The sequence below is a fragment of the Mycobacterium sp. NGS49 genome (genome assembly GCF_059812565.1).
This window is the reverse complement of the sequence record NZ_JCALCX010000003.1, coordinates 173005-194793: the sequence shown is the minus strand read 5'-3', so window position 1 is coordinate 194793 and position 21789 is coordinate 173005. Positions and strand designations below refer to the sequence as shown.

Annotated in this window: 24 protein-coding genes; 13 read left to right on the top strand and 11 right to left on the bottom strand. The window is 65.2% G+C overall.

The annotated features are described in order from the left end of the window. Positions 1-2: 2 nt before the first annotated feature. A complete protein-coding gene (locus AC5Y7D_RS04325; RefSeq protein ID WP_499921999.1) occupies positions 3-1661 on the bottom strand; it encodes an HAD hydrolase family protein in 1659 nt (552 codons plus the stop codon). Between the two features lie 237 nt (positions 1662-1898). Here AC5Y7D_RS04325 and AC5Y7D_RS04320 point away from each other — a divergent pair, with 237 nt between their 5' ends. The 7 genes from AC5Y7D_RS04320 to AC5Y7D_RS04290 all read left to right on the top strand — a co-directional run bounded on the left by AC5Y7D_RS04320 (position 1899) and on the right by AC5Y7D_RS04290 (position 8346). After that, positions 1899-2525, top strand: coding sequence for an SRPBCC family protein (locus AC5Y7D_RS04320; RefSeq protein ID WP_499921997.1), 627 nt, complete (start codon positions 1899-1901; stop codon positions 2523-2525). 22 nt (positions 2526-2547) lie between these two features. Then, complete coding sequence (locus AC5Y7D_RS04315) at positions 2548-3717, top strand: site-2 protease family protein (protein ID WP_499921995.1); 1170 nt, start codon at positions 2548-2550, stop codon at positions 3715-3717. Continuing rightward, positions 3714-4496: a universal stress protein gene (locus AC5Y7D_RS04310; protein WP_499921993.1), complete on the top strand. Its 783-nt coding sequence runs from the start codon at positions 3714-3716 to the stop codon at positions 4494-4496. Before AC5Y7D_RS04315 ends, AC5Y7D_RS04310 begins: the two co-directional genes overlap by 4 nt. Positions 4497-4500: 4 nt before the next feature. Continuing rightward, the gene (locus AC5Y7D_RS04305; RefSeq protein ID WP_499921991.1) at positions 4501-5331 is read left to right on the top strand and encodes a universal stress protein; all 831 of its coding nucleotides are present in this window, start codon (positions 4501-4503) and stop codon (positions 5329-5331) included. 145 nt (positions 5332-5476) lie between these two features. Further along, positions 5477-5713: a hypothetical protein gene (locus AC5Y7D_RS04300; protein ID WP_499921989.1), complete on the top strand. Its 237-nt coding sequence runs from the start codon at positions 5477-5479 to the stop codon at positions 5711-5713. 125 nt (positions 5714-5838) lie between these two features. After that, complete coding sequence (gene dosR / locus AC5Y7D_RS04295) at positions 5839-6492, top strand: hypoxia response regulator transcription factor DosR/DevR (protein ID WP_499921987.1); 654 nt, start codon at positions 5839-5841, stop codon at positions 6490-6492. 204 nt (positions 6493-6696) lie between these two features. Beyond that, positions 6697-8346 (top strand): sensor histidine kinase, encoded by a 1650-nt coding sequence (locus AC5Y7D_RS04290; protein WP_499922177.1) that lies wholly within the window; start codon positions 6697-6699, stop codon positions 8344-8346. Between the two features lie 6 nt (positions 8347-8352). On the opposite strand, the gene AC5Y7D_RS04285 is transcribed toward AC5Y7D_RS04290, so the two are convergent. Further along, positions 8353-9165 (bottom strand): universal stress protein, encoded by an 813-nt coding sequence (locus AC5Y7D_RS04285; protein WP_499921985.1) that lies wholly within the window; start codon positions 9163-9165, stop codon positions 8353-8355. 189 nt (positions 9166-9354) lie between these two features. Here AC5Y7D_RS04285 and AC5Y7D_RS04280 point away from each other — a divergent pair, with 189 nt between their 5' ends. After that, positions 9355-10233 (top strand): universal stress protein, encoded by an 879-nt coding sequence (locus AC5Y7D_RS04280; protein WP_499921983.1) that lies wholly within the window; start codon positions 9355-9357, stop codon positions 10231-10233. 1 nt (position 10234) lies between these two features. Here AC5Y7D_RS04280 and AC5Y7D_RS04275 read toward each other — a convergent pair whose 3' ends face one another. From AC5Y7D_RS04275 to AC5Y7D_RS04265, 3 genes are read right to left on the bottom strand one after another with little or no spacing between them, the layout of a single operon-like run. Next, positions 10235-10783, bottom strand: coding sequence for a thioredoxin family protein (locus AC5Y7D_RS04275; RefSeq protein ID WP_499921980.1), 549 nt, complete (start codon positions 10781-10783; stop codon positions 10235-10237). A gap of 41 nt (positions 10784-10824) precedes the next feature. Beyond that, positions 10825-11166: a DUF3253 domain-containing protein gene (locus tag AC5Y7D_RS04270; protein ID WP_499921978.1), complete on the bottom strand. Its 342-nt coding sequence runs from the start codon at positions 11164-11166 to the stop codon at positions 10825-10827. A 47-nt stretch (positions 11167-11213) separates the two neighbouring features. Then, on the bottom strand, positions 11214-11348 hold the full coding sequence (locus AC5Y7D_RS04265) for a hypothetical protein (RefSeq protein WP_499921976.1): 135 nt from the start codon (positions 11346-11348) through the stop codon (positions 11214-11216). A 351-nt stretch (positions 11349-11699) separates the two neighbouring features. Between AC5Y7D_RS04265 and AC5Y7D_RS04260 the strand changes: the two genes are divergently transcribed. Then, positions 11700-12200: a DUF5994 family protein gene (locus AC5Y7D_RS04260; RefSeq protein ID WP_499921972.1), complete on the top strand. Its 501-nt coding sequence runs from the start codon at positions 11700-11702 to the stop codon at positions 12198-12200. A gap of 6 nt (positions 12201-12206) precedes the next feature. Here AC5Y7D_RS04260 and AC5Y7D_RS04255 read toward each other — a convergent pair whose 3' ends face one another. After that, positions 12207-12659, bottom strand: a complete 453-nt coding sequence (locus tag AC5Y7D_RS04255) for a DUF5994 family protein (protein WP_499921970.1) — start codon at positions 12657-12659, stop codon at positions 12207-12209. A gap of 449 nt (positions 12660-13108) precedes the next feature. On the opposite strand from AC5Y7D_RS04255, the gene AC5Y7D_RS04250 reads away from it, so the two are divergent. The 3 genes from AC5Y7D_RS04250 (at position 13109) to AC5Y7D_RS04240 (ending at position 16215) form a co-directional block, all read left to right on the top strand. Further along, on the top strand, positions 13109-14614 hold the full coding sequence (locus AC5Y7D_RS04250; RefSeq protein ID WP_499921968.1) for a wax ester/triacylglycerol synthase domain-containing protein: 1506 nt from the start codon (positions 13109-13111) through the stop codon (positions 14612-14614). A 177-nt stretch (positions 14615-14791) separates the two neighbouring features. Then, entirely contained in the window at positions 14792-15601 is an 810-nt protein-coding gene (locus tag AC5Y7D_RS04245) for a ParA family protein (protein ID WP_499922176.1), read from the top strand. Between the two features lie 17 nt (positions 15602-15618). After that, positions 15619-16215, top strand: a complete 597-nt coding sequence (locus tag AC5Y7D_RS04240; protein ID WP_499922175.1) for a dihydrofolate reductase family protein — start codon at positions 15619-15621, stop codon at positions 16213-16215. Here the strand turns inward: AC5Y7D_RS04240 and AC5Y7D_RS04235 are convergent. The 5 genes from AC5Y7D_RS04235 to AC5Y7D_RS04215 all read right to left on the bottom strand — a co-directional run bounded on the left by AC5Y7D_RS04235 (position 16178) and on the right by AC5Y7D_RS04215 (position 21069). Then, positions 16178-17104 carry an SGNH/GDSL hydrolase family protein gene (locus AC5Y7D_RS04235; RefSeq protein ID WP_499921966.1) on the bottom strand — a complete coding sequence of 309 codons (927 nt, stop codon included), beginning with the start codon at positions 17102-17104 and terminating at the stop codon, positions 16178-16180. The two genes, AC5Y7D_RS04240 and AC5Y7D_RS04235, sit on opposite strands and share 38 nt — an antisense overlap. 90 nt (positions 17105-17194) lie before the next feature. Further along, positions 17195-17878: a VldE C-terminal domain-containing protein gene (locus AC5Y7D_RS04230; protein ID WP_499921964.1), complete on the bottom strand. Its 684-nt coding sequence runs from the start codon at positions 17876-17878 to the stop codon at positions 17195-17197. 69 nt (positions 17879-17947) lie between these two features. Next, the gene (locus AC5Y7D_RS04225) at positions 17948-19504 is read right to left on the bottom strand and encodes a succinic semialdehyde dehydrogenase (RefSeq protein ID WP_499921962.1); all 1557 of its coding nucleotides are present in this window, start codon (positions 19502-19504) and stop codon (positions 17948-17950) included. A 95-nt stretch (positions 19505-19599) separates the two neighbouring features. Continuing rightward, positions 19600-20622, bottom strand: a complete 1023-nt coding sequence (locus AC5Y7D_RS04220; protein WP_499921960.1) for a TIGR03617 family F420-dependent LLM class oxidoreductase — start codon at positions 20620-20622, stop codon at positions 19600-19602. A 45-nt stretch (positions 20623-20667) separates the two neighbouring features. Further along, positions 20668-21069 carry a DUF6632 domain-containing protein gene (locus AC5Y7D_RS04215; RefSeq protein WP_499921958.1) on the bottom strand — a complete coding sequence of 134 codons (402 nt, stop codon included), beginning with the start codon at positions 21067-21069 and terminating at the stop codon, positions 20668-20670. Positions 21070-21519: 450 nt separating this feature from the next. Between AC5Y7D_RS04215 and AC5Y7D_RS04210 the strand changes: the two genes are divergently transcribed. Further along, positions 21520-21744: an MbtH family protein gene (locus AC5Y7D_RS04210; protein ID WP_499921956.1), complete on the top strand. Its 225-nt coding sequence runs from the start codon at positions 21520-21522 to the stop codon at positions 21742-21744. The last annotated feature ends 45 nt before the right edge of the window (positions 21745-21789 follow it).

The window sequence follows — 21789 nt, the reverse complement described above, 5'->3', positions numbered from 1 at the left end:
GCTCAGCGTGAGTCGGGCGTTGGCAGATAACGCTCCTCGACGGCCTGGACCAGCTTGCCGCGGATGCGTTCCAGGTCGGCGGCGCGGCGGGCTGCCAGCTCGTCCTCCCATGCCGCCACTCTCGCGGCAAACTCCTTGTCGTTGATGGTGCCGTGGAGCCAGCTGGAGAAGTCACCCCGTTCGAGGTGATATTCGAGCGTTCGGTGGTCGAGATGTGCTATAGCAGTGCAGAAGTCGTGCAACGTCGCCGCCGGAGGGACCGGGATACCCGCGGAGTTGTGGAAATAGAACTGCCGGTCCCGCGGCAGGCGGACATCAGCGTATTTGTGGCCATGCCGCACGTGAGTGGTCAGGCGATCCGCGATGGTGAACGGACGCGCCGGGCCCGAGCCGAAAGTTATGGATGCCCGCCGCCCAGAGTCGACGTCTGCCGGACTTGCGGAAGGCATCAGAGTCAGCACCACATCGCTGTCGTCTATTTCTTTGGCGGGCAGGGCCGCTGGGGCAAAGGAGGACAACACATACCCACCGCGGCGTGTCCAGTGCGCGTGCTCGGCTGCGCCGAGCAGATGGGCCTCGTCGTAGATCACCCAGTGCGGGAAGCCGTGCTGCTCGCGATGGGCCTCGGCGGTGAGCCGCAACCGTTGCATGTAATCACCCTTGCTCGCCTCGGTCAGTCCGGACATGTCGACCACGATGCTGGATTGGGGCCGCAGCGAGCCCACCAGCTCAGCCGGTTCGGGGAGGTGCTGACCGGCGTCGGCGACCTGGACCTGACTGAGTTGCTGCAGGTGTATGTGGTCGCCTTCGGGATCGAGCAGTAGCACGCAGTAATTGGCCAAGATCCACCGCTCGGCCAGCAGTCCCACCAAGTGGCTCTTTCCCGATGCGGCGGGCCCGGTGATCACCACCCGGCCCTGGCTGCCCGGGATCCGTGTCGGCGTTGCGTCGTCGAAGGTGCCGATCTCCACCCACCGCCGTGGCGGGCACCAGCGTTGTGCCCCGGTGAGATAGGGCCCGGACAGCAACTCGGCGACACCGGTTCCGCTCGGTTTGTCGAGTGCCAGGTCGGCGGATCGCCGCACGGAGGACACGGCATTGCTGACGGCCACGCCGATCTCCGCGACGGCGAAAAGGGCCAGGTCGTTTTCGGCGTCCCCGACCGCGACGGTGTTGTGCGGGGACAGGTTCATCGTTGCGAGCATGGCCGCAAGTCCGGTGCCCTTGGTGACGCCCGCCGGCAGCACCATGAGCGCCGACCGGTTGCGAATGATCTGGTAGTCCAGCCCGAGTTCGCCGATCAGGTCGACGACAGTCGCGGTGTGTTCACCGTCGATCGCGAGGATCACGTCGCCATGGCGGTAGGGCACGTCTCGATCGCCAAGCGCTTGCAGCAGACCGCCGTTCACCGCGGGACTCAGGGATTGGCTGTGTCCGTCGACGACGGTGACGGCGCCATTCTCGAGCACCATTGCGTCCACGTAGTCGGCAATCTGCGGGTACTCGTCAAGCAGTTCGACTTGGATGCGACCGGACACGAGCACGATGGCGAGCCCGTTGTGTCTCGCCTCGTCGATTGCCGCCAGCGCCTCGGGCACCAAGTGTCCCGCTGCAGTCAGGGTGCCGTCCAAATCCAGCGCCACCACCTTGAAGAAGGTCACGGCAGTACGCCCGATATACGCATAGCCGCCCGGCGGATGTCATGGATCGCTTCCACGGTGGACACCCATGCCACTATCCGTGGTCCAAGGAACGATGGTTAGTGCCGTTGGTCCCCAACGGCGACGTGGCGGCTCCCAGAATGCTCATCGACGGCCACCGAGTCGGGAGCATTTCGGCGCCGCCGACGAGGACCTATGACCCTCGTCGGCGACCCCGGTGCGGCGCACACTGACACCATGAGCAAGGTGAGGCGGATGACGGAGGTGGCCGCGTTGCTCGGGGCGCTCTACTGCGTGCGCCGCTATTACCGCAACTGGGGCTCCACCAAAGCGGAATCCCAGATGCGCTTGCCCGGTGATGCATTGGTGGGCGACCCGGTAATTCAGGTGACCGAGGCGGTATACATCGATGCGCCCGTGTCCGCGGTGTGGCCCCATCTGCAGCAGCATCCACTCGGCTCCGCCGGTGACGCCGGTGCTTCGCACCCGGGTCGGCAGCTCGCTGTGGGTGACGAACTTCGCCTGGCACCCGCCGGATGGATGGGCCTTACCCGCGGCGTGACCCTGACAGTCGAAGAGATCATGCCCGGGGAATACATTGTGCTGCAGGCAAAGCAGCTGCACCCGAGCTGGCACGCGGTGCTGTCGTTCCACTTGCAGCCGCACTGGGACGACCGGGTCCGACTGCTTGCCCGTGCCAGGATCGCCCTGCGTCACCCGGGTGAAGTTTTCGCGATGGAACTGGCCAGGCCTCTCATTTCCCTGGGCACCCGGGGTTGGTTGCTCGGAACCAAGCGCCGCGCCGAGCGCGTCACCTCCGTGCCCATAACGGAGCCCGGTCGGCTTCCGAAAGTTATTGATTAAGTCACCTTTTGGAGGTGCTACGGTGCGCGACACCATTCCACTGGGCCGGCTCGCGGGGCTGCGGGTATCCGCTCACTGGAGCGTGATCGTGATTCTGTGGCTGTTCACCTGGAGCCTGGCGACCACGTTGCCGAACGACGTAACCGGGTATCCGCACGGCGCGTACTGGCTGGCCGGCGTCTGCGGCGCCCTGGCGTTGCTGGGTTCGCTACTCGCCCATGAACTCGCGCATGCGGTCGTCGCCCGCCAGGTGGGGGTGTCGACCCGCGACGTGACGCTGTGGCTGTTCGGCGGTGTGACAACGCTGGAAGGCGAGGCGGCGACTCCCAAAGCGGCATTTCGCATCGCGCTCGCCGGTCCCGCCACGAGCCTGGCCCTGTCGGCGGTCTTCGCAGGGCTGGCGGTTGCGCTGGAATCGGCACACATCGCGACGATTGTGGTCAGCGTTGCATGGTGGCTGTCTGCGAGCAACTTGCTGCTGGGCCTGTTCAACCTGCTGCCCGGCACCCCGTTGGACGGCGGTCGCCTGTTACGCGCCTTCCTGTGGCAGCGTCACGGCGACAGAGTGCGCGCGGCCGTCGGAGCAGCGCATGCCGGACGAATCGTGGCCATTGTCCTGATCACTTTGGGTCTCGCCGAGTTTGTGGCAGGCGGCCTGGTCAGTGGGGTCTGGTTGGCGTTCATTGGATGGTTCATCCTCGCCGCCGCACGCGAGGAAGAGGTCCAGGCGACCACCCGGCAGTTGTTCAGCGGGATGTCCGTCGCCGACGCGATGACACCCAAGCCGCGCACGGCTCCCGACGGGATCACCGTCGAGGAGTTCATTCAGAACTACGTGCTGGGGGATCGTCACTCGGCTTACCCGATCACCGATCGCAATGGATCGACGGTAGGTCTGGTAACGCTACGGCAGCTGCGCGATGTCGCGCCGCAGCGGCGTGCGACGACGACTGTGCGCGACGTTGCCCTGCCACTGCCCGACGTGCCGACCGCGGCCCCGGGCGAGCCACTGAATGCGTTGCTGCAGCGGATGACACCCGTCGGGCCCCGCAGCCGTGCGCTCGTGCTCGAGGGTGACGAAGTCGTCGGCATCGTCACTTCCGGAGACGTGACCAGGTTGATCGACGTGCACCGGCTCGCCGGTCCCCAGACCTTTGCCGACACCGGCCCAGTTCAGGGAGATATGAAATGAAACCGATCATCGTAGGTACCGACGGCTCGCCGGCAGCGATCGCCGCCGCTCTGTGGAGCGTCGACGAGGCTGTCGCCCGAGACGTGCCGCTGCATCTCGTCGCAGTGATCAACCAGACCCATTCCTCGCCGGATGACTATGCCCGAGACCTCGCGCACGCCGAGACATCACTCAAGGAAGCACAATTGGCGATCGAGACCAGTGCGAAGCCCGTCCGGATCGACACCGACATTCAACGTGGTCCGGCGGCAACCGTGTTGGTTGAGGCATCACGCGATGCGGAGATGATCTGTGTCGGTTCGGTGGGAATCGGGCGCTACGCCCGGGCACTGCTGGGTTCGACGGCAGCGGATCTCGCGGAAAAGGCGTACTGTCCGGTCGCGGTCCTGCGAACCAACGTCCAACAGCCACAGATGAATTGGATCGTCGTGAGAATGACCGAAGACAATGATGCTGTCGTCGAGCATGCGGCTTGGGAGGCGAAGCTGCGCAACGCCCCCCTGCTCGCGCTCGGTGGCCGTCCACAGGATTTGAGCGAGCACAGCGATGGCGAGTTCGAACGACGGGTGGAAGCTTGGCGACAGGCGCACCCGGAGGTGCGCGTCTACCCGATCACGACGAAGTCCGCGATTGCAAAGTTTCTGAGCGCCAACGGCGAACGGGCCCAGCTTGCCGTCATCGGCGGCGACGAAGCCGATCAGCTCACCCAACTCTTGGGGCCCGCCGGGCATGCGCTATTGGCGCATCCCCAGTGCTCGGTGCTCGTCGTCCGCGGATAGCGCCATGGACGCGTCAGCGGGCCACTCATCCATCGTCGTCGGCATCGATGGCTCCAGGGCGGCGTTAGATGCCGCGTTATGGGCGGTCGATGAAGCTGTCGCTCGCGACATCCCGTTGCGGCTGCTGTACGCGATAGAACCGGACGACAATACGCAGGTTCCACCCGATCGCGCGGCGCGCAAACTGGCGATTGCGGAAAACGCCGTTCGCTATGCGAGCGTGACCGCCGAGGCGGCGGAAAAGCCGGTGCGCATCGAAATCGAGATTGCCCAGGAGAAGCCAACCGTAGCGCTGACCCGGGCTTCGGCATCGGCTGCCATGCTGTGCGTTGGGGCGGTGGGTCTGCAGCATTTTCGCCCCGAGCGGGCCGGTTCCACCGCGGCCGCGGTGGCGTTGGCGGCACACTGCCCGGTGGCGGTGATCCGCCGCCATGGTGACAAGGCCAGACGAGACGAGCACTGGATCGCCGTCGACTCGCAGGCATCCAACGATTCGGACGCGGTAATGAAGACCGCCATTGATGAGGCCCGGCTGCGCGATCTGCCACTTCGCGCGGTCAGCTATCGGCCACGTGGTGGATGCGATCAAAGCCTCCCCGGTGTCGACCGCCGACTGGAGCGGTGGCGTCGGCAATACCCGGACGTCGACCTGGCAGCAGCGATATCCACCGGGAGTCTCATCGACTACCTCGCCATCCATGGACGCAAGGTGCGGATGGTGGTCGTCGGGTACCGCAATCGCGATGCGGTGACGCAGCTGCTCGGTCCCGCCGGTAACGCGGTGATGCACGGTGCGGATTGCTCCTTGCTGATCGCCGACCGTCCGAATCTGTAATTGGGGCTGGGTTTCGCGAGGTGACTTCCGACCCTATCCGGGTGCCGGGTAAGTCGACATAATCGGCGTTGCCAGTTGCAGTCCAGGGGACACCGGGGACCCTTAAGGGAGTGGAATGCCTGCCAGAGCAGGGGATCGGCCGCACTTGTCTGAGTCCACCGTCGACGAGCTGGCGTGCCAGTTTCTCAGATCGACTTATGCCGACAGCACGTACCTGGATTGGACCCTGGACCGGCGCGTGGAAGGGTTCTTGCGTCGCCGTGGCCTTGACCGCCTGGTTTATGACGGTGATGCTTATGACCTGTTGATGGACCGCGTGATGGTCCACATCGGCCGCCCGGGCTTTGACAAGGATTCGCCTCCGACAACGTTCTCCAACTAGGCGACGAGAAGGTTCTGTCGGGACGCCGGTTTGCACCGATCACGCCGGGGCCCGCGGGCAGGGCGTTGGATTTAGACTGGCCCTGGTGGGAGGCGATTCAAATGGTCAGCCAGGGAGGATTCGCAATGGTGAAGGTTTTCTTGGTCGATGACCATGAAGTCGTTCGGCGCGGACTGGTCGATCTGCTTGCCAGTGACCCCGAACTCGAGGTGATCGGGGAAGCGGGGTCGGTGTCGGAAGCGATGGCCAGGATCCCGGCGCTGCAGCCCGACGTCGCGGTCCTGGACGTGCGGCTCCCGGACGGCAACGGCATCGAACTGTGCCGTGACCTGCTGTCAGCTGTGCCAGAGCTGCGCTGTCTGATGTTGACCTCGTTCACCTCCGATGAAGCGATGCTCGAGGCGATTCTGGCCGGTGCCAGCGGGTATGTCATCAAGGACATCAAGGGCTTGGAACTGGCCCAGGCGATCAAACAAGTCGGTGCCGGCAAGTCGCTGCTCGACAACAGGGCAGCCGCAGCACTGATGGCCAAGCTGCGTGGGGGCGCCGACAAGGATCCCCTCGCCGGGCTCACCGACCAGGAGCGAACGCTACTCAGCCTGCTTGGTGAGGGGCTGACCAACAGACAGATCGCCGACCGCATGTTTCTCGCCGAGAAGACGGTCAAGAACTACGTCTCGCGATTGCTGGCCAAACTGGGCATGGAGCGGCGCACGCAAGCAGCCGTGTTCGCTTCCCGGCATGGTGGAAGTCCGGGCCCGGGCACTCGACAGGGATAGCCGGTCGCCACGCAGACGCCGGCCGCTGCCTGGCGGTTTCGGAAGTGGCTGTGTGGACCCCGCTGTGACTAAGCTGAAGCAGGGCACCCGGTAAGCCGTACGGCGCCGGAGGCCCATAGTCGTCTTGGAGGTAGAGCTCGGGTGGGCAAAGACGAGCACGGTTCAGCTTTTGCTAGACTCGGCCAGCCTGGTCTGGTGACGACGATGCATCAGCAGCTCGATGAGTTGCTGGCGGCGCGCGATCAAATGGAGCAGCTGCTTCACGTCATCGTCGAGATCGGTTCCGATCTTGACCTGGACGCTACGTTGCGCCGGATTGTCCTCGCTGCCCGGGAATTGACCTCAGCGCCCTACGGCGCGCTGGCCGTCCGCGACCCCGAAGGAACGTTGCTCTCCTTCATCCCCGTGGGAATTGACGACGAATCGGCCGGCAGGATTGGGCATCTGCCGGTCGGCAAGGGAGTGCTGGGCGTTTCTCTTGGCGAGACCCCGGCGCTTCGGCTGGAAGACCTGACCGCCCATCCGGCTGCGGTGGGGTTCCCCGAGCACCACCCGCCGATGCGGGCCTTCCTCGGAGTGCCGATTCTGATCCGCGGGACTGTGTTCGGCAGCCTCTACCTGACCCACGACGAGCCGGGGCGGACGTTCTCCGAATCTGACGAGTTCGCGGCTCGCGCGCTGGCATTCGCCGCCGCGGTCGCGATCGACAACGCGCAGGTCTTCGAGCGCGAACGGACTTCGGTGAAGTGGATGGAGGCGAGCCGCGAAATCACCACCGCGTTGCTGGCCGGCGCCAAGTCGCATCGCCGTCCCCTCGAGCTGATCGCCGAACGCGCATGCACCCTCACCGACTCCGAACAGGGGATCGTGCTCGTTCCAGTCGAGTCCGACATGCCGCCGGAGGAAGCCGAGACGCTCGTGGTCTCGGCGGCCGTGGGTAAGAACGCCGACGAGGTCATCGGCCAGCGCGTGCCGGTGGACGGCTCTACCAGCGGCAGTGTCTTCCGCACCGGCAAACCGCTGATCACGGAATCGTTGAGCTATCCGATCCAGGCGTTCACGGACGTCGGACAGCGCTCTGCGATCGTCATGCCATTGCGTGCCCATGATCAGACGTCGGGAGTGCTCGCCCTGGCCCGCGATGCCTATCAGCAGCCGTTCGAAAGTGGTGACCTGGACCTTGTCGGCCAGTTCGCTACCCACGCGGCAATAGCGCTGATGCTGGCGACAGGTCGGGAGCATGCGCGGCAGCTGACTATCCTCGCCGAGCGCGAACGGATCGCCCACGACCTGCATGACCATGTCATTCAACGACTTTTCGCCGCCGGAATGGATCTGCAGGGCACCCTGGCCAGAGCTCGCTCTCCCGAGGTCGCCGACCGGCTCAACCGCACGCTCGATGATCTGCAGACCATCATCGAAGAGATCCGGACGACGATTTTCCAGTTGAAGTTGCCCGTGGGTGCCGACGGCGGTTTCCGCCACCGCCTCCAGGAAATCGTCGCCGACCTGACGGACCACCGGAGCATCTACACCACCGTGCACATGGACGGTCCGATGAGCACCGTCGACGGCGAGCTCGCCGAACACGCCGAAGCGGTCGCCACCGAGGCCATCAGCAATGTGATTCGGCATTCCGGCGCTTCGCGACTGACTGTCGAGGTGAGCGCTGCCGACATGTTCACCCTCACCGTCAGCGACAACGGCCAGGGCGTGCCGGCCGACAATCGCCGCCGCAGTGGCCTGGCCAACATGGAGTATCGCGCCCAGCAGCTCGGTGGCACGTGTGAAGTCACCAGCTCGCAGCAGGATGGTACGCGGCTGTGCTGGACTGTGCCCCTGCCAGTTGCTTGACCCGGCTCAACGCACCACCAACACCGAGCATCCAGCGTGTCCGAAATGGGGATCGACCGGACCGATTATCTTGGCCACTTTGCCTGCGGCAGCATGACCGATTACCGCAAGTTGCACGAGTTCAGTTGTGCCGCTGAGGAAATCAGCGGCGCCGTCTCTGGCGGCGGCTGGGCGGACGTGCACGCCGGGGTGCCGGTTGACCCACCGGCCGAGCCGGTGATTCAGTTGTGCGTACGGGATCTCGCCGAACCCCCAGCGCCACACACCCAGTGCCAGGATTGGCGCGGCACGCAGTTCGGCCTCACGGAAGCCGTGGTCGAGCACCAGGTCGTTACCGGCGGAGTCGTCGACCACGACGGCGATCGATCCGGAATCGGCTGCCTTGGCCCCGCGATTGGTTCTGATGACTGCCGCCGGGCAAAGCGCCCGTTGAACGACATCTTCGGCGGCCGAGCCGAGCATTCTGCGGGCAAGACGACCGATGCCCACTGAGCCCACGCAAACCATTGCCGCCCTGCGTGATTCGTCGATCAGGACGGTGCTTGCCAACCCGGTCACCAGATCGGTTTCTATCTTCACCGGTTGTCCCGTCGCATGGACGGCCGCGCAAGCAGCCCGCAGCGCCGTCTCACCGTATTCGACGTCGAGGTCGGCATCGCTTGGCGGTGCACCCGGGTGCGGTGGGGGAACGGCGTAGACGAGCCGAACCGGGACGTCGCGCTCCATGGCCTCTGGCACGGCCCACTGTGCGGCATGGATCGCTGCGTCTGAGCCGTCGATGCCCACCACAATGGGATTCGGGGGCTCTGCGCGGTCCATGATCGAAACGCTATCGGTCCCGGCGGTCTTGCGGGCAGGGCCGTTTGTCCTCCGGTATGGCGGCATTGGTCCCGTGGCCCGCTTTGCGCATCACGACGAAGGTCTCAGGACTGTGCGGCTGAGGACCAAAGGCCCGTGACCAAACACCCGTGGGGCAATAGCGTCGAGTTAGGAGCGAAGGAGGACACCATGTCTACCACCGTGACCCGTTATGGCGTCGTCGTCGGAGTCGACGGCTCGACCGCATCGAATGCCGCCGTCTTCTGGGCAGCGCATGACGCGGCGATGCGAAACGTCCCCTTGACATTGGTGCACATGTTCAACGCGGTCGTGCCCACCTATCCACAGTTGCCGCTGCCCTCCGGAGTCTCGCTGTGGCAGAAGGAAGATGGCGGTCAGGTCCTCGAGAACGCGGTCAAGATCGCCGAGGATGCCTTGTCGGCAGACCGGACCATCACCATTACCAGTGAAGTGAGGGAATCAGCTCCGGTGCCGACACTTGTCGACATGTCGGCTGAGGCGGACCTGGTTGTCGTGGGCTCCACCGGGCGCAGTGCGCTCGAGCGCGTGCTGCTCGGGTCGGTGAGTTCGGGTCTGTTGCGCAGCGCGAGGTGCCCGGTCGCAGTCATCCGCGAGGAATCGTCGTGGATGCCGCACTCCAAGAGTGCCCCGGTGCTGGTCGGCATCGACTGCTCGTCGACGTCCGAGCTCGCGTTGGCCATCGCCTTCGACGAGGCCTCGCGTCGTGGTGTTGAACTCACCGCCCTGCATGCGTGGAGCGACATGGCGGTATACCAACTTCCGTGGCTGGAATGGCGGTCGGAAGCCGAGCGAAGCCTGGCCGAGTACCTGGCGGGCTGGACAGAGCGATACCCCGATGTCAAAGTCAACCGGGTGATAGTCCTCGACCATCCCGGCCGCGCCCTGATCGAAGAGTCCAAAGCGGCACAGCTTGTTGTCGTGGGCAGCCACGGCCGTGGCGGCCTGAGCGGCATGCTGTTGGGGTCGGTCAGCAACGGCGTGGTGCACGCGGTGCGGGCGCCGGTGATCGTGGCGCACCAGTGCTAGTTCAGCGCCACTTGATGCCGCATCCGATCGAGGGCCGCTGATTCGGGTCGACCGGTCGCCCGGCAAGCACCGCATCGACCGCGGCGCGGACGTCGGCGGCCGTCACCGGTAGGCCGTTCTTCGGCCGGGAATCGTCTAGTTGCCCGCGATAGACCAGTCGCCGCTCTCCATCGAACACGAAGGTGTCCGGCGTGCAGGCCGCGGAAAAGGCGCGCGCGACGTCCTGGGTTTCGTCGTAGAGGTACGGAAACGCCCAGCCATGGCGTTGCGCCTCGGCAACCATCTGATCAGGCCCGTCTTGCGGGTAGGTAATCACGTCGTTGCTGGAAATCGCGACCATCGGCACCCCTCGTTCGGTCAGGTCCCGGCCCAGTTCGGCGAGCCCGGTAGCGACGTGCTGGACGTAGGGGCAGTGGTTGCAGATAAAGGTGACGACCAATGCCGGACCGGTCAGGTCGTCGAGGCTGACGGTGGCTCCGGTCGCGGGTTCGGGTAGGGCGAACCGCGGTGCGGCCGTGCCAAGAGCGAGCATTGTCGATTCGATGGCCATAACCGCCAGCCTACGTCCGCCGCAGCAGACACCCGGAGCGTTCAGCACCCGGCGATTCTGATGCGGATGGGCCCGCGCCATGCGCTGTCAGGATCCACGACGCTGTCACCCTGCGTGATCTGAACCCGGCCGGACTTCGCCAGCTCGCGCGCCAGCCCGCGCGCCTCCGCCATCAGATCGCGCCAATCCGCACCGCCGACGGCCCGTGCCGCATCCGACGGGCAGATGCTGCGGTGCGGGCCGCGAAGCTCGGCCAGGGCAAGGATCGCGCACTCGAGGCGTCGTCTGAGCGGTCCGGCAGCCAGCGCGACTTCGGCGTGGCGTGCGCTCGGCCCATCGCCCTCGGCGGCTCGGCGCAGTTCGGCGCGCAATCGCTCAATCACGCTCCCAGCTAAGCTCACACGCGGCGTGCCGGAGCGTGGTGGCCGGCCTAGCGCTTTTTGGTGACTGAAATCGACTCGACCGTTGAGACCTGGCCGGCCTTCGAGCGCTTGTCGGCGCGTTTCTCTTTAAGGGATTTGCCGGACTTTTTGGTCATCGTTTGCCGGGGAGACTTGTCAGACATCGCGACCCTTTGTATTGGGGGGCCGTGTCGGTCCCGGTTTTCCGAGTGTACGCCCGTTGCGGGTCCCCGCGCTACGGCGCACTCGAGTCAACCTGACTCAACCGTCTCCGCGGAGTCCACCGAACTCGTTGTCGCGCAACATGTTACTGCAGCCTCCAGCAGGACCTCGCGAACCGGCGACACCCACGGGCACCGCCGCAACCTTTCAACCCGATTGTGGCGTAACGTCGTAAGTGAGCTGTTTCGTTTCTCCGGCGGCCTCGACCGTTCCTTCTCGGGGGGGCGCGGGTGATGTAATTCCTCCGTCGATCCGACGTGCGGATCGATCGCTCCTGGCGGGAAGGTTTGTCCATGAAGCGTGCTTCTTCAACTGAAACTGTTGTTGCGCAGCGGGTTTCGGCGTCCAGAGTCCTGGTGGACACCGCCAGGGGTCGACGGGACCCGAGCCCGGTGCGACTGACGCTGGCGACCCGGCTCGGACAGAAGATCGATGGGGCGTGGTGGCCCCGCACCGGGGTGATCTCGCGAGAATTGCCGGGATTGGTGGCGGTCTTGGACGTACCGCTGGGCGGGGTCACCGATATCGATCTGAACTGGTCCTCACTACAAAGTCAGCCGGATCTGAATTGGCATTGGTTTCAGGGCGTACAACCGCATGTGATGAGAGTCGACGGCCGTGCCGCGCGCACCAGGATTCTGATCGTTCCCCATAGAACGGCGGCATCCCTTGCGGTCCTGCTGCTGCGCCGAGCGGCCGGCCTACCCATCGATGCGGCTCATCGTGACTCGCGGGTGTTCGAGACAGCAGAATGCATCGTCCGGGCAGCCCGGGGCGACGCGATGTTCGGCTAGAGCCGCTCAGTTCGCAGTGCTCTGCAGCAGGTTGTCGATGGACGACACATTGCCTGCCCCGGCTGCCGTCATCAGGATGGCGTGTGCCTGGTCCGGTCCGGCATCCGGGGAAACCACCAGGAGCACAATTTTGTTGCGGTCGAGTCCGAGGACTTCGACGGTGTTGGCGGGCTGGCTGCGATAACCGTCGAGTCGTACTGTCCGCCCGCCGGTTTCGAATTTGGCGGGGGCCGCTGCCCATTCGTTAACGTTGTAGATGACCCGCGCGACTGGTCCGAGCCTGACCGACAGAACCGACAGGAGATCTGGTAACTCCGCTGTCAAGCTGTCACTGTGCGGTTGCCATGCGCCATCGACATATCCGCTTGTCGGCGCCTTGGGCTTGAGCCGCAAACGCGGTGTGTGCTCGGGCGGGGTGTGCCGGTTGCCGGCTTCTGTCTGAGTGCTCTTAAGCGTCATCGCGACGCTCCCGTCTTGACCGCGAGACCGGCCAGATTCCTCGAATCGGCGATGACATGACTTTGACTAGTCATGCACGAGTTATCGCCGATAGTTCCCAAGGGTACTCCCGAGTCGCTGCAACCCGACGCACGACGTCGCCGCAGCAGATGGGTGCTTGCCGTCCGCCGCGACACAGGTCGACGACCGGCGCATTGCGTGCCGGGGCCAGTGTGTGCACCCTCGATCTGCAGTACCGTTAGTGCACGTCGTCGGCATGCCGCCCGCGCCCGTTCTGGGTCGTGGCGTTTCGGGACCGAATGATTTGAACGGGAGCGTGGCGCCTTCCTCAATCGACACAACATGTGCTGCGGGCGAAGTGGGTACTCAGCACAGGGCCGCTGCAACGTGCGTCGTCCTAGCTCAGAAGTTTTCGGATTCAGACGTTTTCGATCGAGAGGGAGGGTGACTTGGTTACGCGGTTGTCGGGGCCCGATGCGCTGTCGCTGCATACACAGAGTTCGAGTACCCCGGCGCACACCGTTGCGCTGATCCTTCTCGACGCCGCCGATCAGCTCAGCCACGAGCGGTTGCACCGCCTGGTCGGCGCGTCGTTGTCGCAACTGGCGCACTTCCGTGGGCGTCTGATCACAAAGCCGTTGGGTATCGGACACCCCGTCTGGGCGGAAATCGCCGACTATGACCCTTCGCCGCAAATTCATCGCGCGACGGTGCGGGCTCCGGGCGGCCAGTCCGAACTCGCCGAGCTGATAGTCGATTTGACCGCTGCGCGACACGACAGCCGCGAGCGGTTGTGGGAAGCGTGGACGGTCGACGGTCTCGCGGGAGGCCGTTGGGCTCTGGCGGTCAAGATGTCAGCTGCCTTGAATGCCGGTTCCGCAGGGGCGTCGTCGGTTTTCGCGAGGCTGCTCAGTCCCAGGCCACACGTCGGCGCCGCCGACAATCTGCCGATCGAGCCCAGCCTCGGTCCGGCGCCGCCGGTCGGCGAATTGGTTCTTGATGCGATCATCGAGGCCGTCGAGAACCAGGTCACCGGCATGTGGCTGCTCGCCGAGACGGTGTCGGGTGCGTTGCGCTCCATCCGCGGTCGGTTGTCCGGCGGCCCGCGACGTCAGACAACTCCGGCAGCGTCATCGAGCAGTCGACCTCCACCGCAGACCCTGTTCAACGCGCCGCTGACCAAACGACGCGCCGTCGCTTTCGCGTCGCTCTCGGTGGAAGACGCGCGGGCGGTGAGCAACGCGTTCGGTGGCAGCGTCACCAATGTGGTGCTCGCCGCATGCACAATGTCGCTGCGCGCCTGGCTGCAGCGGCACGACCGGGTGCCCGACGCTCCTCTGTCGATGCGAATACCGTTCGAGTCGCCGGACAGCAACCCCCCACGAGTAAGCCGGGCCCTGACTGCCGGGCGACTCCGGATTCCGGTGCATCTGGACGATCCGGTTCAGATTCTGGCCAACCTTCACACCGCCACCGAAAGGCTCAACGCCATCCGACGCAGCACAGACGAAACTGTCTACGCTGCAACGAATCTCGCAGCGATCGCCGCGCTGGTTCCGCCAACCGTGAGTCAGGCCGCGATGCAGCTCTACAGTCGGTCGGGCTTGCGGCGTCAGTTCAGGCCGATCAGTCACGGCAGTGTCTCCTACAGCGCCGTGGGGCCCGCCCCGGCCTATTGTGCCGGAGCGAAGGTCGCCGGCATGTACACCTTGGCGCCACTGGTCGACTCCAGCGGGCTCAATATCGCGTTCACGGCTCGGGGTGCGGAGCTGGACGTGAGCGTTTGCGCATGCCCTGACAATGTGCCCGGCGTCGACGGTATTGCCACCGGTATCGCTGACTCGGTTCAGGCGCTACTGGCTGCAGCGCAGGAGTCCCCTCGCGGGCACGGCCGCTCTGTCGTCACAGAGATGGCGTCACACCCGGCGAATCGGGTACGCGGCCACCTGTACTAGTTCCAGCGTTGTCCTTCCGGCATCCGGCCGTGACTATGCTTGCTGAACGCCGGCCACGCAGCGCGCGGCGAGTTGGCCTGCCGTGGCTCGCAGCCGCGGGCCCGCCGCAACCACCCTGGCTGGGCGGTAAGTTGCCGGCCAGAGATACCGGAAGGTGAGGCGAGGTAGTTGGCAGCCGTGTCGGCCGTGGTGCTCTCGGGTAAAGGCGGAACAGCCAAGACTTTGTGGCAGAAGTTGCTGGCGGGGGAGGCGTCGCGGCTGGACATCTCGACGTTGCTGGTCGATGCGGATCCCGAGCGCAACCTGTCCAATCACTTCGGGGTGTCCCAGCATTCCACGGGTCTGGGCTCGGTCCTGGAGGACGCGGGCATCAACTTCTGGGGAGATCCCGGCGCCGCAGCGAAACGTGTCGATGAAGAGATCATCGAGACCAAGTGGCCCCACGTCGAGTTGTTGCCGGCCGGCGCGTCGTTGACCCGGGTCGCCGGGGTCGGTGTTTCGGACACCGGTTTGTTGCGCGGCATCTTCACCGCCGCCGGGGTGTTCGACCGATATGAGCTGATACTGATCGACACCGGAGGCCGCACGGGTTCGCTGGAAGCGCTGGCCATGCATCTGGCCGATGTGGCGTACGCGCCGATCGCTCCGACCGGCGACGCGGTACGTAAGGCCGTCGAGGCGCGCAACAGGGTCGAGCGCATCCAACGTACTCATCCGCTCAAGTGGTGTGGGGTCGTCCTGTCCGGCTTCGACAGCCGCAACGGCATCGAACAGTCGATCCGGGAAACGGTGTACCGGGAGTTCGGCGACGAGGTACGTGCGGAAGTGCCACGGCGTGCCATCATCAACGAGGTTTTTCAGGTGGGAGACCGGCTCGGTGACCGCCATGAGTTCGTCGCCCGGCAGCTGGCGCCCGTCTTCCGGCGGTTCCTCGAACAAGACCTGCTGGGTCGCACCGTCGACGGCGGTCCGCCGACCAGCTGGTGAAAGCATCCGCGGTTAGCATTACGCGTTCGCCGAGTCGACATCGATATGCGTCCCTGATCATCACTCAGAACATCACCCTTGACGGCTCTATCGAAATGCTGGGGGACTGGTTCGACCCGCAGGCACACGACGACGAACTGGCGGCGGAGTTGCGTCACCAGGACGAGACCGCCGACGCTCTCCTGCTGGGCAGGCGGACGTTCGAGGACTTCCGGGCATACTGGCCGCACCAGACCAACGACCGCACCGGCGTCGCGGACTACATCAACGGCGTCGCCAAGTACGTCGTCTCCTCCACGATCGGCGAACCGCAGTGGCGCAACTCGACCGTGTTGTGCGGCGACCCGACGGAACAGGTCAAGATGCTCAAGGCGGCACCGGGCGGCGACATCGTGGCGACCGGCAGCATCACGCTGTGCCACACCCTGATCGCCGCGGAATTGGTCGATGAGTACCGGCTTTTCGTCTACCCCTGCGTCCAGGGCGGCGGTCGTCGCCTTTTCCCGGCCGGCACGGTCCTTTCCGGATTCGCGCCGGCGGCGGCACCGGTGACGTTCCCGGGTGGCGTCACAATGGTCAGTTGGACCGCCCCGACTCCTGGGCACCAGCGCTGATGTCCAGTTGGCCGGCGAGCGCGGTGCCTACCGCCTCGGCTCCCGAAGCGTTGGGGTGCAACGGGGCTGCAAGGTGCGAGAGTTCGAATCCTTCGATGTACCGGTCATCGGGTGGAGCACACATATCGTGCCCTGCCGAAACCGGGCGCGTGTCGAAGAAGTCAATCGCCAGCCGAGCGGCCAATGCCCGCTGCTGGTCGTCGATTTCGTCGACTTTGGCCTGAAAGTAGTCGGCGTCCGCCGGGTTGATCGGCTGCCGTCCGAAGCACCCACCCGGCCTTATATAGGTTGCGTAGCCGACGAGGACGACACGTGCGTGCGGGGCCCTGGCCCGCACGGCACCGATCATGGTTTCCCACTGCGGTAGCTGTCGGCGGATGGCGGCGCTGAATCGATCACTGCCGGCTGAGGTGAACGCCGCAAAGCAGGGCGGCTGGGCAAGGGAATTCCTGCGGCACTGGGCCGCGCTACTCGCCAGCCCGACGTCGTTGCCGCCGATCGTGATGGTGATCAACTCCGTATCGCCGGTAATGGCTTCGATCTGTCGGGGGACATCCCCACCGCTGGTGCGTTGTGCGCGATCGGTGATATCGGCAACCGTGGCACCGCTACAGCTCACGTCGACGAAATTGGCCGCGCCGATGCGGCGCGCCAGCACCGCGGGATAATCGTTCGTCGATCTGAAGCACCCTGGCGGGTCAGCGGCGTCGGGCACCAGTGGGGCGGCTGCCGCCGAATCGCCGAGCGCCACATACGTCACGGGCCGGGTCCGCGCGGGTTCGATGCCGGTCGGCGGCGGTGGGGCTGAGAAACAGACGGCGGTCGCCGCAACCGGCGAGACGGCCATGCACATCCATAGCTTCCGCAGCCATCCGCTGACTTCTCCCATTTCAGGCCAGGGTAGCGAAGCGGCGCGCCGGGCCGACCGGTTCGCCCATCGGCTCCAACAGGGCTCTGGGCGAATGCGGGGGTGATTTGGTCAGTTCGGCGGCGCCGGATTCATCGACGCAATGAAATATGTTTCGCGCCCGGTCGGATACCCGCCGCCGTTGGTGGCGATGTGCACATGGTCGTAGTGGTTGGCCGTTTCGTTGCCCAGGTCGGCGGTCCAGGCGCCTGACGCGGGGCCCAGATAGATCTTCTGCCGCCAGATCACATGGTCGATTCCCCAGCGTTTGGCGTTGGCCAGCGCCAACCCGGCGATCTGGTTGCCCAGCGCAATTCCCTCGGGGCTCTCGTGGTTCGGAATCATCACGTCGATCGCCAGACCGCTGGGGTGCCAACGCAAGGCGTCCTGCCGGAACCCGCCGATGGTCTTGATCTCGGGAAACAGCAGTTCGATGACGCGGGCGGCCCAAATGGTCTTGATCTGCAGCCCCTGCTCCGGAGCGATGCCGGCAGGCAACGCGATCTGGAAGTCCTGGGCCATCACCGGTGCGTTGCCCGCCAGCATTGCCACCTCTGCCGCGCTGGCGGTTTGCGGCGCGGCCACCGACGGTGTCGCCGACTGGGTTGCCGGGGGTGCTGCCGCCGAGGGGCTGTCAGCGCAGCACGGAGTGATCGGCTTGGTGTCCTGGGCATAAATCATTCCGCCGGCGAGCACCAGCGAAGCCGCGATTGCCAACCAGCGGCCCCAGCCTTTCGCTTCGGCGTCTTTGCCCACCCTCAGCACTCTAGTGTCGGGTGGGACGTATGTGGCACTCTTCGCTTCGTTGTCGGCCGAAATCCTTGGTCAGTTCCGGCCTGGAAGCTTCATCACGGTGCGCACGATGGGCAGCAGCGACTTCTGCCAGAGGGTCGATGGTAATCCGAACGGTGGGTCGAGATTGAATACCCGCGCGGTCGCGATCGTCTGCGATTCGGTGTACTTCAACAGCCCTTCGGGCCCGTGCCGGCGGCCGACACCGGACCGGCCCATCCCGCCCATCGGTGCGCTGAGGCTGCCCCAGGCGAATGCGTAACCCTCGTCGACATTCACTGTTCCCGAACGCAGCCGGGCGGCAATCTGCTGACCCTCGGCGGGTGTGCGGGCCCAGACGCTGGCGTTGAGGCCGTACTCGGTGTCGTTCGCCTTCTCCACGGCTTCGTCGACGTCAGCCACCGGATAGATGGAGACCAGCGGACCGAACGTCTCGTTGGCCGCGCACTCCATCTCCGGCGTGACGTCGGTGAGCACGGTCGGCTCGTAGAACAGCGGACCGACGTCGGGTCGGGGCTTGCCGCCCGCAATCACCTTGGCGCCTTTCGACGTTGCGTCCTCCACGTGACTGGAAACCGCCTTGAGCTGGTCTTCGGAGATCAGGCTGCCCATGTCGACGGAGAAGTCGTAAGCGGTCCCCAGCTTCATGTTGCGCACGGCTTCGCCGAACTTGCGGGTGAATTCGTCGGCGATGTCCTTCTCGACGTAGATCCTCTCGATGGAGATGCACAACTGGCCCGCGTTGGAGAAACATGCGCGGATGGCCGCCTTGGCCGCCTTGTCCAGGTTCGCTCCCCGCGTGATGATCATGGCGTTCTTGCCGCCGAGTTCGGCGGAGAAACCGATCAGCCGCCGGCCCGCCTGCTCGGCGAGATGGCTGCCGGTCTCGGAGGACCCGGTGAACATCAGGTAGTCGCAGTTCTCGATGATCGCCGTTCCGACCACCGAGCCGGGACCGGGCACGATCGCGTACAGCGCCCGGGGCAGGCCGGCTTCGTACAACAGTTCGGCGCAGGCCAGGGCGCAGTAGGGAGTCTGGCTGTCCGGCTTGAGTACCACCGCGTTGCCGGCCAGCAGCGCCGGCACGGAATCCGATGCAGTCAGCGTCATCGGGTAATTCCAGGGCGAGATCACCCCGACCACACCCTTGGGCTGGAAGCCCACCGTCGTCTTGCCGATGGCAGGTAGCAGCGCCTGCACCTTTTTTGGTTTGAGCAGTTTGGCGGTGACGCGCACGTAGTAGTTCGCATTCGCCATCAGGTCGACGATCTCCTCCTGCGCCGCCCACCGGGCCTTGCCGGCTTCGGCCTGCAGCAGGTCCATCAAGAATTCGCGATGGTGAATCACCAGGTCGCGGTAGCGGCGGATGATCTCGATGCGCTCGGCGACCGGACGCTGGGCCCACTCGACCTGCGCCGCGCGCGCCTGGGCGAACGCGGCGGCGACATCGTCGGCCGTGCCGACCGGGATGGTGGTCAGGGGTTTGCCGGTGAAGACTTCGTCGATCGTCTTGGTGGGACGTTCGGTGACGTCTTTGATCGCTGCGAGCTGACGCAAGCGGTCGAAGACCTCGGCTGACGGTGCAGGCATATCGCCACCTCTCGGAGAACACAGGGTGTCTATGACCTCAGCCTATCGGCCGGTGCGACGAACCCCTCCCGGGCGGCGGGTCCCGGCGCGCGGCGTTAGCGTTTGCCACCCGAAAGGCGTTGAGCGACTTCTCCGTATCGCTCGAACCGGGCCGGATCGCTCAGGGCGTTGTACAACACGATGCGGGTGGCGGCGCCGTCGTACTTGTCGAGCAGCGCATCCGCCAAGCCGTCCCAGGTCGACTCGGTGGCAAATACCGCAATGTGCTCGTCGGTGATCTGCGCCGCCATTCCTTTGACGTCACCGGCTTTCTGTTTCTCCCGGATGCGCGCGGTGGTGCCCTCGAATCCGGCTTCGTCCAGGATGAAGGCGTAGTTGGGGGTGCTGGCGTAAAAGCTGAGACTGGCCCGCACAAGTTCACGGTCGTTATGGCGCTCTTCGTCGGTTTCACCGACGATTGTCATGACCGGAACGATCACCGCGATATCGGACGCGCTACGGCCCGCCTTCACCGACCCGGCGGCGATGTTCGGTCCAACATGGCGCGACAGATAACCGGGTTCGCCCAGCGGATGGATGTGAACTCCGTCGGCAACCTCTCCCGCCATGCGCAACATCCACGGGTTGACCGCGGCCACGTCGACTTTCGGATCGGGCGCGTCGATGGGACCGGCGCTCCACTGCGGGGTGATGAAATCTAGGTCGTAGAACTCGCCGTGGTGATCGAGTCTGCCCGTTCGGAATGCCGCGAAACACGCCTTGACGGCGCGCACGTAGTCGCGCAGGCGTGGTCCGGGATGTTCGAAGGGCATCCCGTAGCGCCGCACCACATGGGTGCGAACCTGGGTGCCCAGACCAAGCCGGAAGTTGCCGTTCGTCGCTTCTTGCAGTTCCCAGGCTGTTGCGGCCGTGACGAATGGACTGCGTGGGAAGGCGACGGCGACGCCGGTCGACAACTCCAAACCGGGGGCGGCCTGCGACGCCACCGCGGCATTCAGATAAGCCGTGCGACCGGTCTCGGTGAAGAGAAGGCCGGAGAAGCCGGCTGCTTGAGTGCGTCCGGCGATGGCGCCGATCTGGGCCAGCGGCAGCGGGACTGTCATCACGTCGACCTGCACGGGTCGAACGCTACCTCCGGCCCCTCCGGGCCGTGTCGGGGGCCGCTAGCGCGACGCAGCGGCCGACCGGTTGATGCCCGATGCCCGAACCAACACTGCCAATACCACGGCGGCCAGGAGCAGTGCCGCCACATCTCCCCACAGGTGTCCGATCTGGTGGGCTTCGTGAAACGCCTGCACCGCCATGATCGCCGCGTGGACGACGCTGGACGACACGGCGAACCAGATCAAGCTCAGATGGCGCTCGGGGCGGCGGGCGGCGGCGATCAGGAACACACCAAGCGTGGCGTACAGGCCGACGATCATCATGAAGTAGTCCGATTGATACGGCGGCCCGGGATGCCAGGCCCACCCCGACGGCCAGACGACGGCCAGTGGATAGAGCAGAATCATGACCGAGCCGAAGAGCAGGAGTGCTGCTTGCAGGTACTTGTAGGGCGTTGACATGGTTCGCTCCTCAAGTGCGAGTCTGCCGCGGCAGGTCCGAACAGGGCTCTTGACAGCCTATTTCTGCTTGGTCCCGGTCCAGCCGGCCGGGACCGGGTTGACGGCAGGACCCGCAAGAAATCCGCAAGAACTTCGCGAAATTGTGGCAAGCGTTGTGGCGCACTGTATGTGGTGTGGGTCGGTCGGCCTTGATCGGGAGCGTCACGGGACAGCGCAATTGACGGAATCGGACTCGAGCGCAGGGATCGGAGGAGAGGCACATGGGCACCACCGGCGCCTCGTCACTGCCGTTTTGCCGGCCGGAAACAGAACCGGCATCGGGCTGCGCATCTGGCCGCGAATCCCACGTTGCTGGTGCTATGTTGACGACGCCGGTCCGTGGCGTGCGCAACGGTCCGGCGCTCGCTGTTTCGGCCATTGACCCATCTCCTTTCGGTGTTAGGAGTACGAGTGAGTACTAATCCATTCGATGATGACAATGGCCGCTTCTATGTACTCGTCAACGACGAGGAGCAGCACAGCCTTTGGCCGGAATTCGCCGATGTGCCCGCCGGTTGGCGCGTGGTGTACGGCGTGGCGGACCGGGGCGCCTGCCTGGAGTACGTGGAGCAGAACTGGACCGACATCCGGCCCAAGAGTCTGCGCGACAGGTTGGCGCAGGACGCCGGCCGCTGATGGACAAGCCGTCTGGAAGCCGGCGGCACCATGACAACACTTGAG

Bases quoted from the DNA above. Each gene is read 5' to 3' on its own strand.
- AC5Y7D_RS04225 (WP_499921962.1), bottom strand. From the start codon at position 19,504: ATGCCTGCACCGTCAGCCGAGGTCTTCGACCGCTTGCGTCAGCTCGCA.
- AC5Y7D_RS04290 (WP_499922177.1), top strand. From the start codon at position 6,697: ATGCATCAGCAGCTCGATGAGTTGCTGGCGGCGCGCGATCAAATGGAG.
- AC5Y7D_RS04235 (WP_499921966.1), bottom strand. From the start codon at position 17,104: ATGGGAGAAGTCAGCGGATGGCTGCGGAAGCTATGGATGTGCATGGCC.
- AC5Y7D_RS04275 (WP_499921980.1), bottom strand. From the start codon at position 10,783: ATGGCCATCGAATCGACAATGCTCGCTCTTGGCACGGCCGCACCGCGG.
- AC5Y7D_RS04320 (WP_499921997.1), top strand. From the start codon at position 1,899: ATGAGCAAGGTGAGGCGGATGACGGAGGTGGCCGCGTTGCTCGGGGCG.
- AC5Y7D_RS04285 (WP_499921985.1), bottom strand. From the start codon at position 9,165: ATGGACCGCGCAGAGCCCCCGAATCCCATTGTGGTGGGCATCGACGGC.
- AC5Y7D_RS04310 (WP_499921993.1), top strand. From the start codon at position 3,714: ATGAAACCGATCATCGTAGGTACCGACGGCTCGCCGGCAGCGATCGCC.
- AC5Y7D_RS04215 (WP_499921958.1), bottom strand. From the start codon at position 21,069: ATGTCAACGCCCTACAAGTACCTGCAAGCAGCACTCCTGCTCTTCGGC.
- dosR (WP_499921987.1), top strand. From the start codon at position 5,839: ATGGTGAAGGTTTTCTTGGTCGATGACCATGAAGTCGTTCGGCGCGGA.
- AC5Y7D_RS04265 (WP_499921976.1), bottom strand. From the start codon at position 11,348: ATGTCTGACAAGTCTCCCCGGCAAACGATGACCAAAAAGTCCGGCAAA.
- AC5Y7D_RS04260 (WP_499921972.1), top strand. From the start codon at position 11,700: ATGAAGCGTGCTTCTTCAACTGAAACTGTTGTTGCGCAGCGGGTTTCG.
- AC5Y7D_RS04255 (WP_499921970.1), bottom strand. From the start codon at position 12,659: ATGACGCTTAAGAGCACTCAGACAGAAGCCGGCAACCGGCACACCCCG.
- AC5Y7D_RS04280 (WP_499921983.1), top strand. From the start codon at position 9,355: ATGTCTACCACCGTGACCCGTTATGGCGTCGTCGTCGGAGTCGACGGC.
- AC5Y7D_RS04305 (WP_499921991.1), top strand. From the start codon at position 4,501: ATGGACGCGTCAGCGGGCCACTCATCCATCGTCGTCGGCATCGATGGC.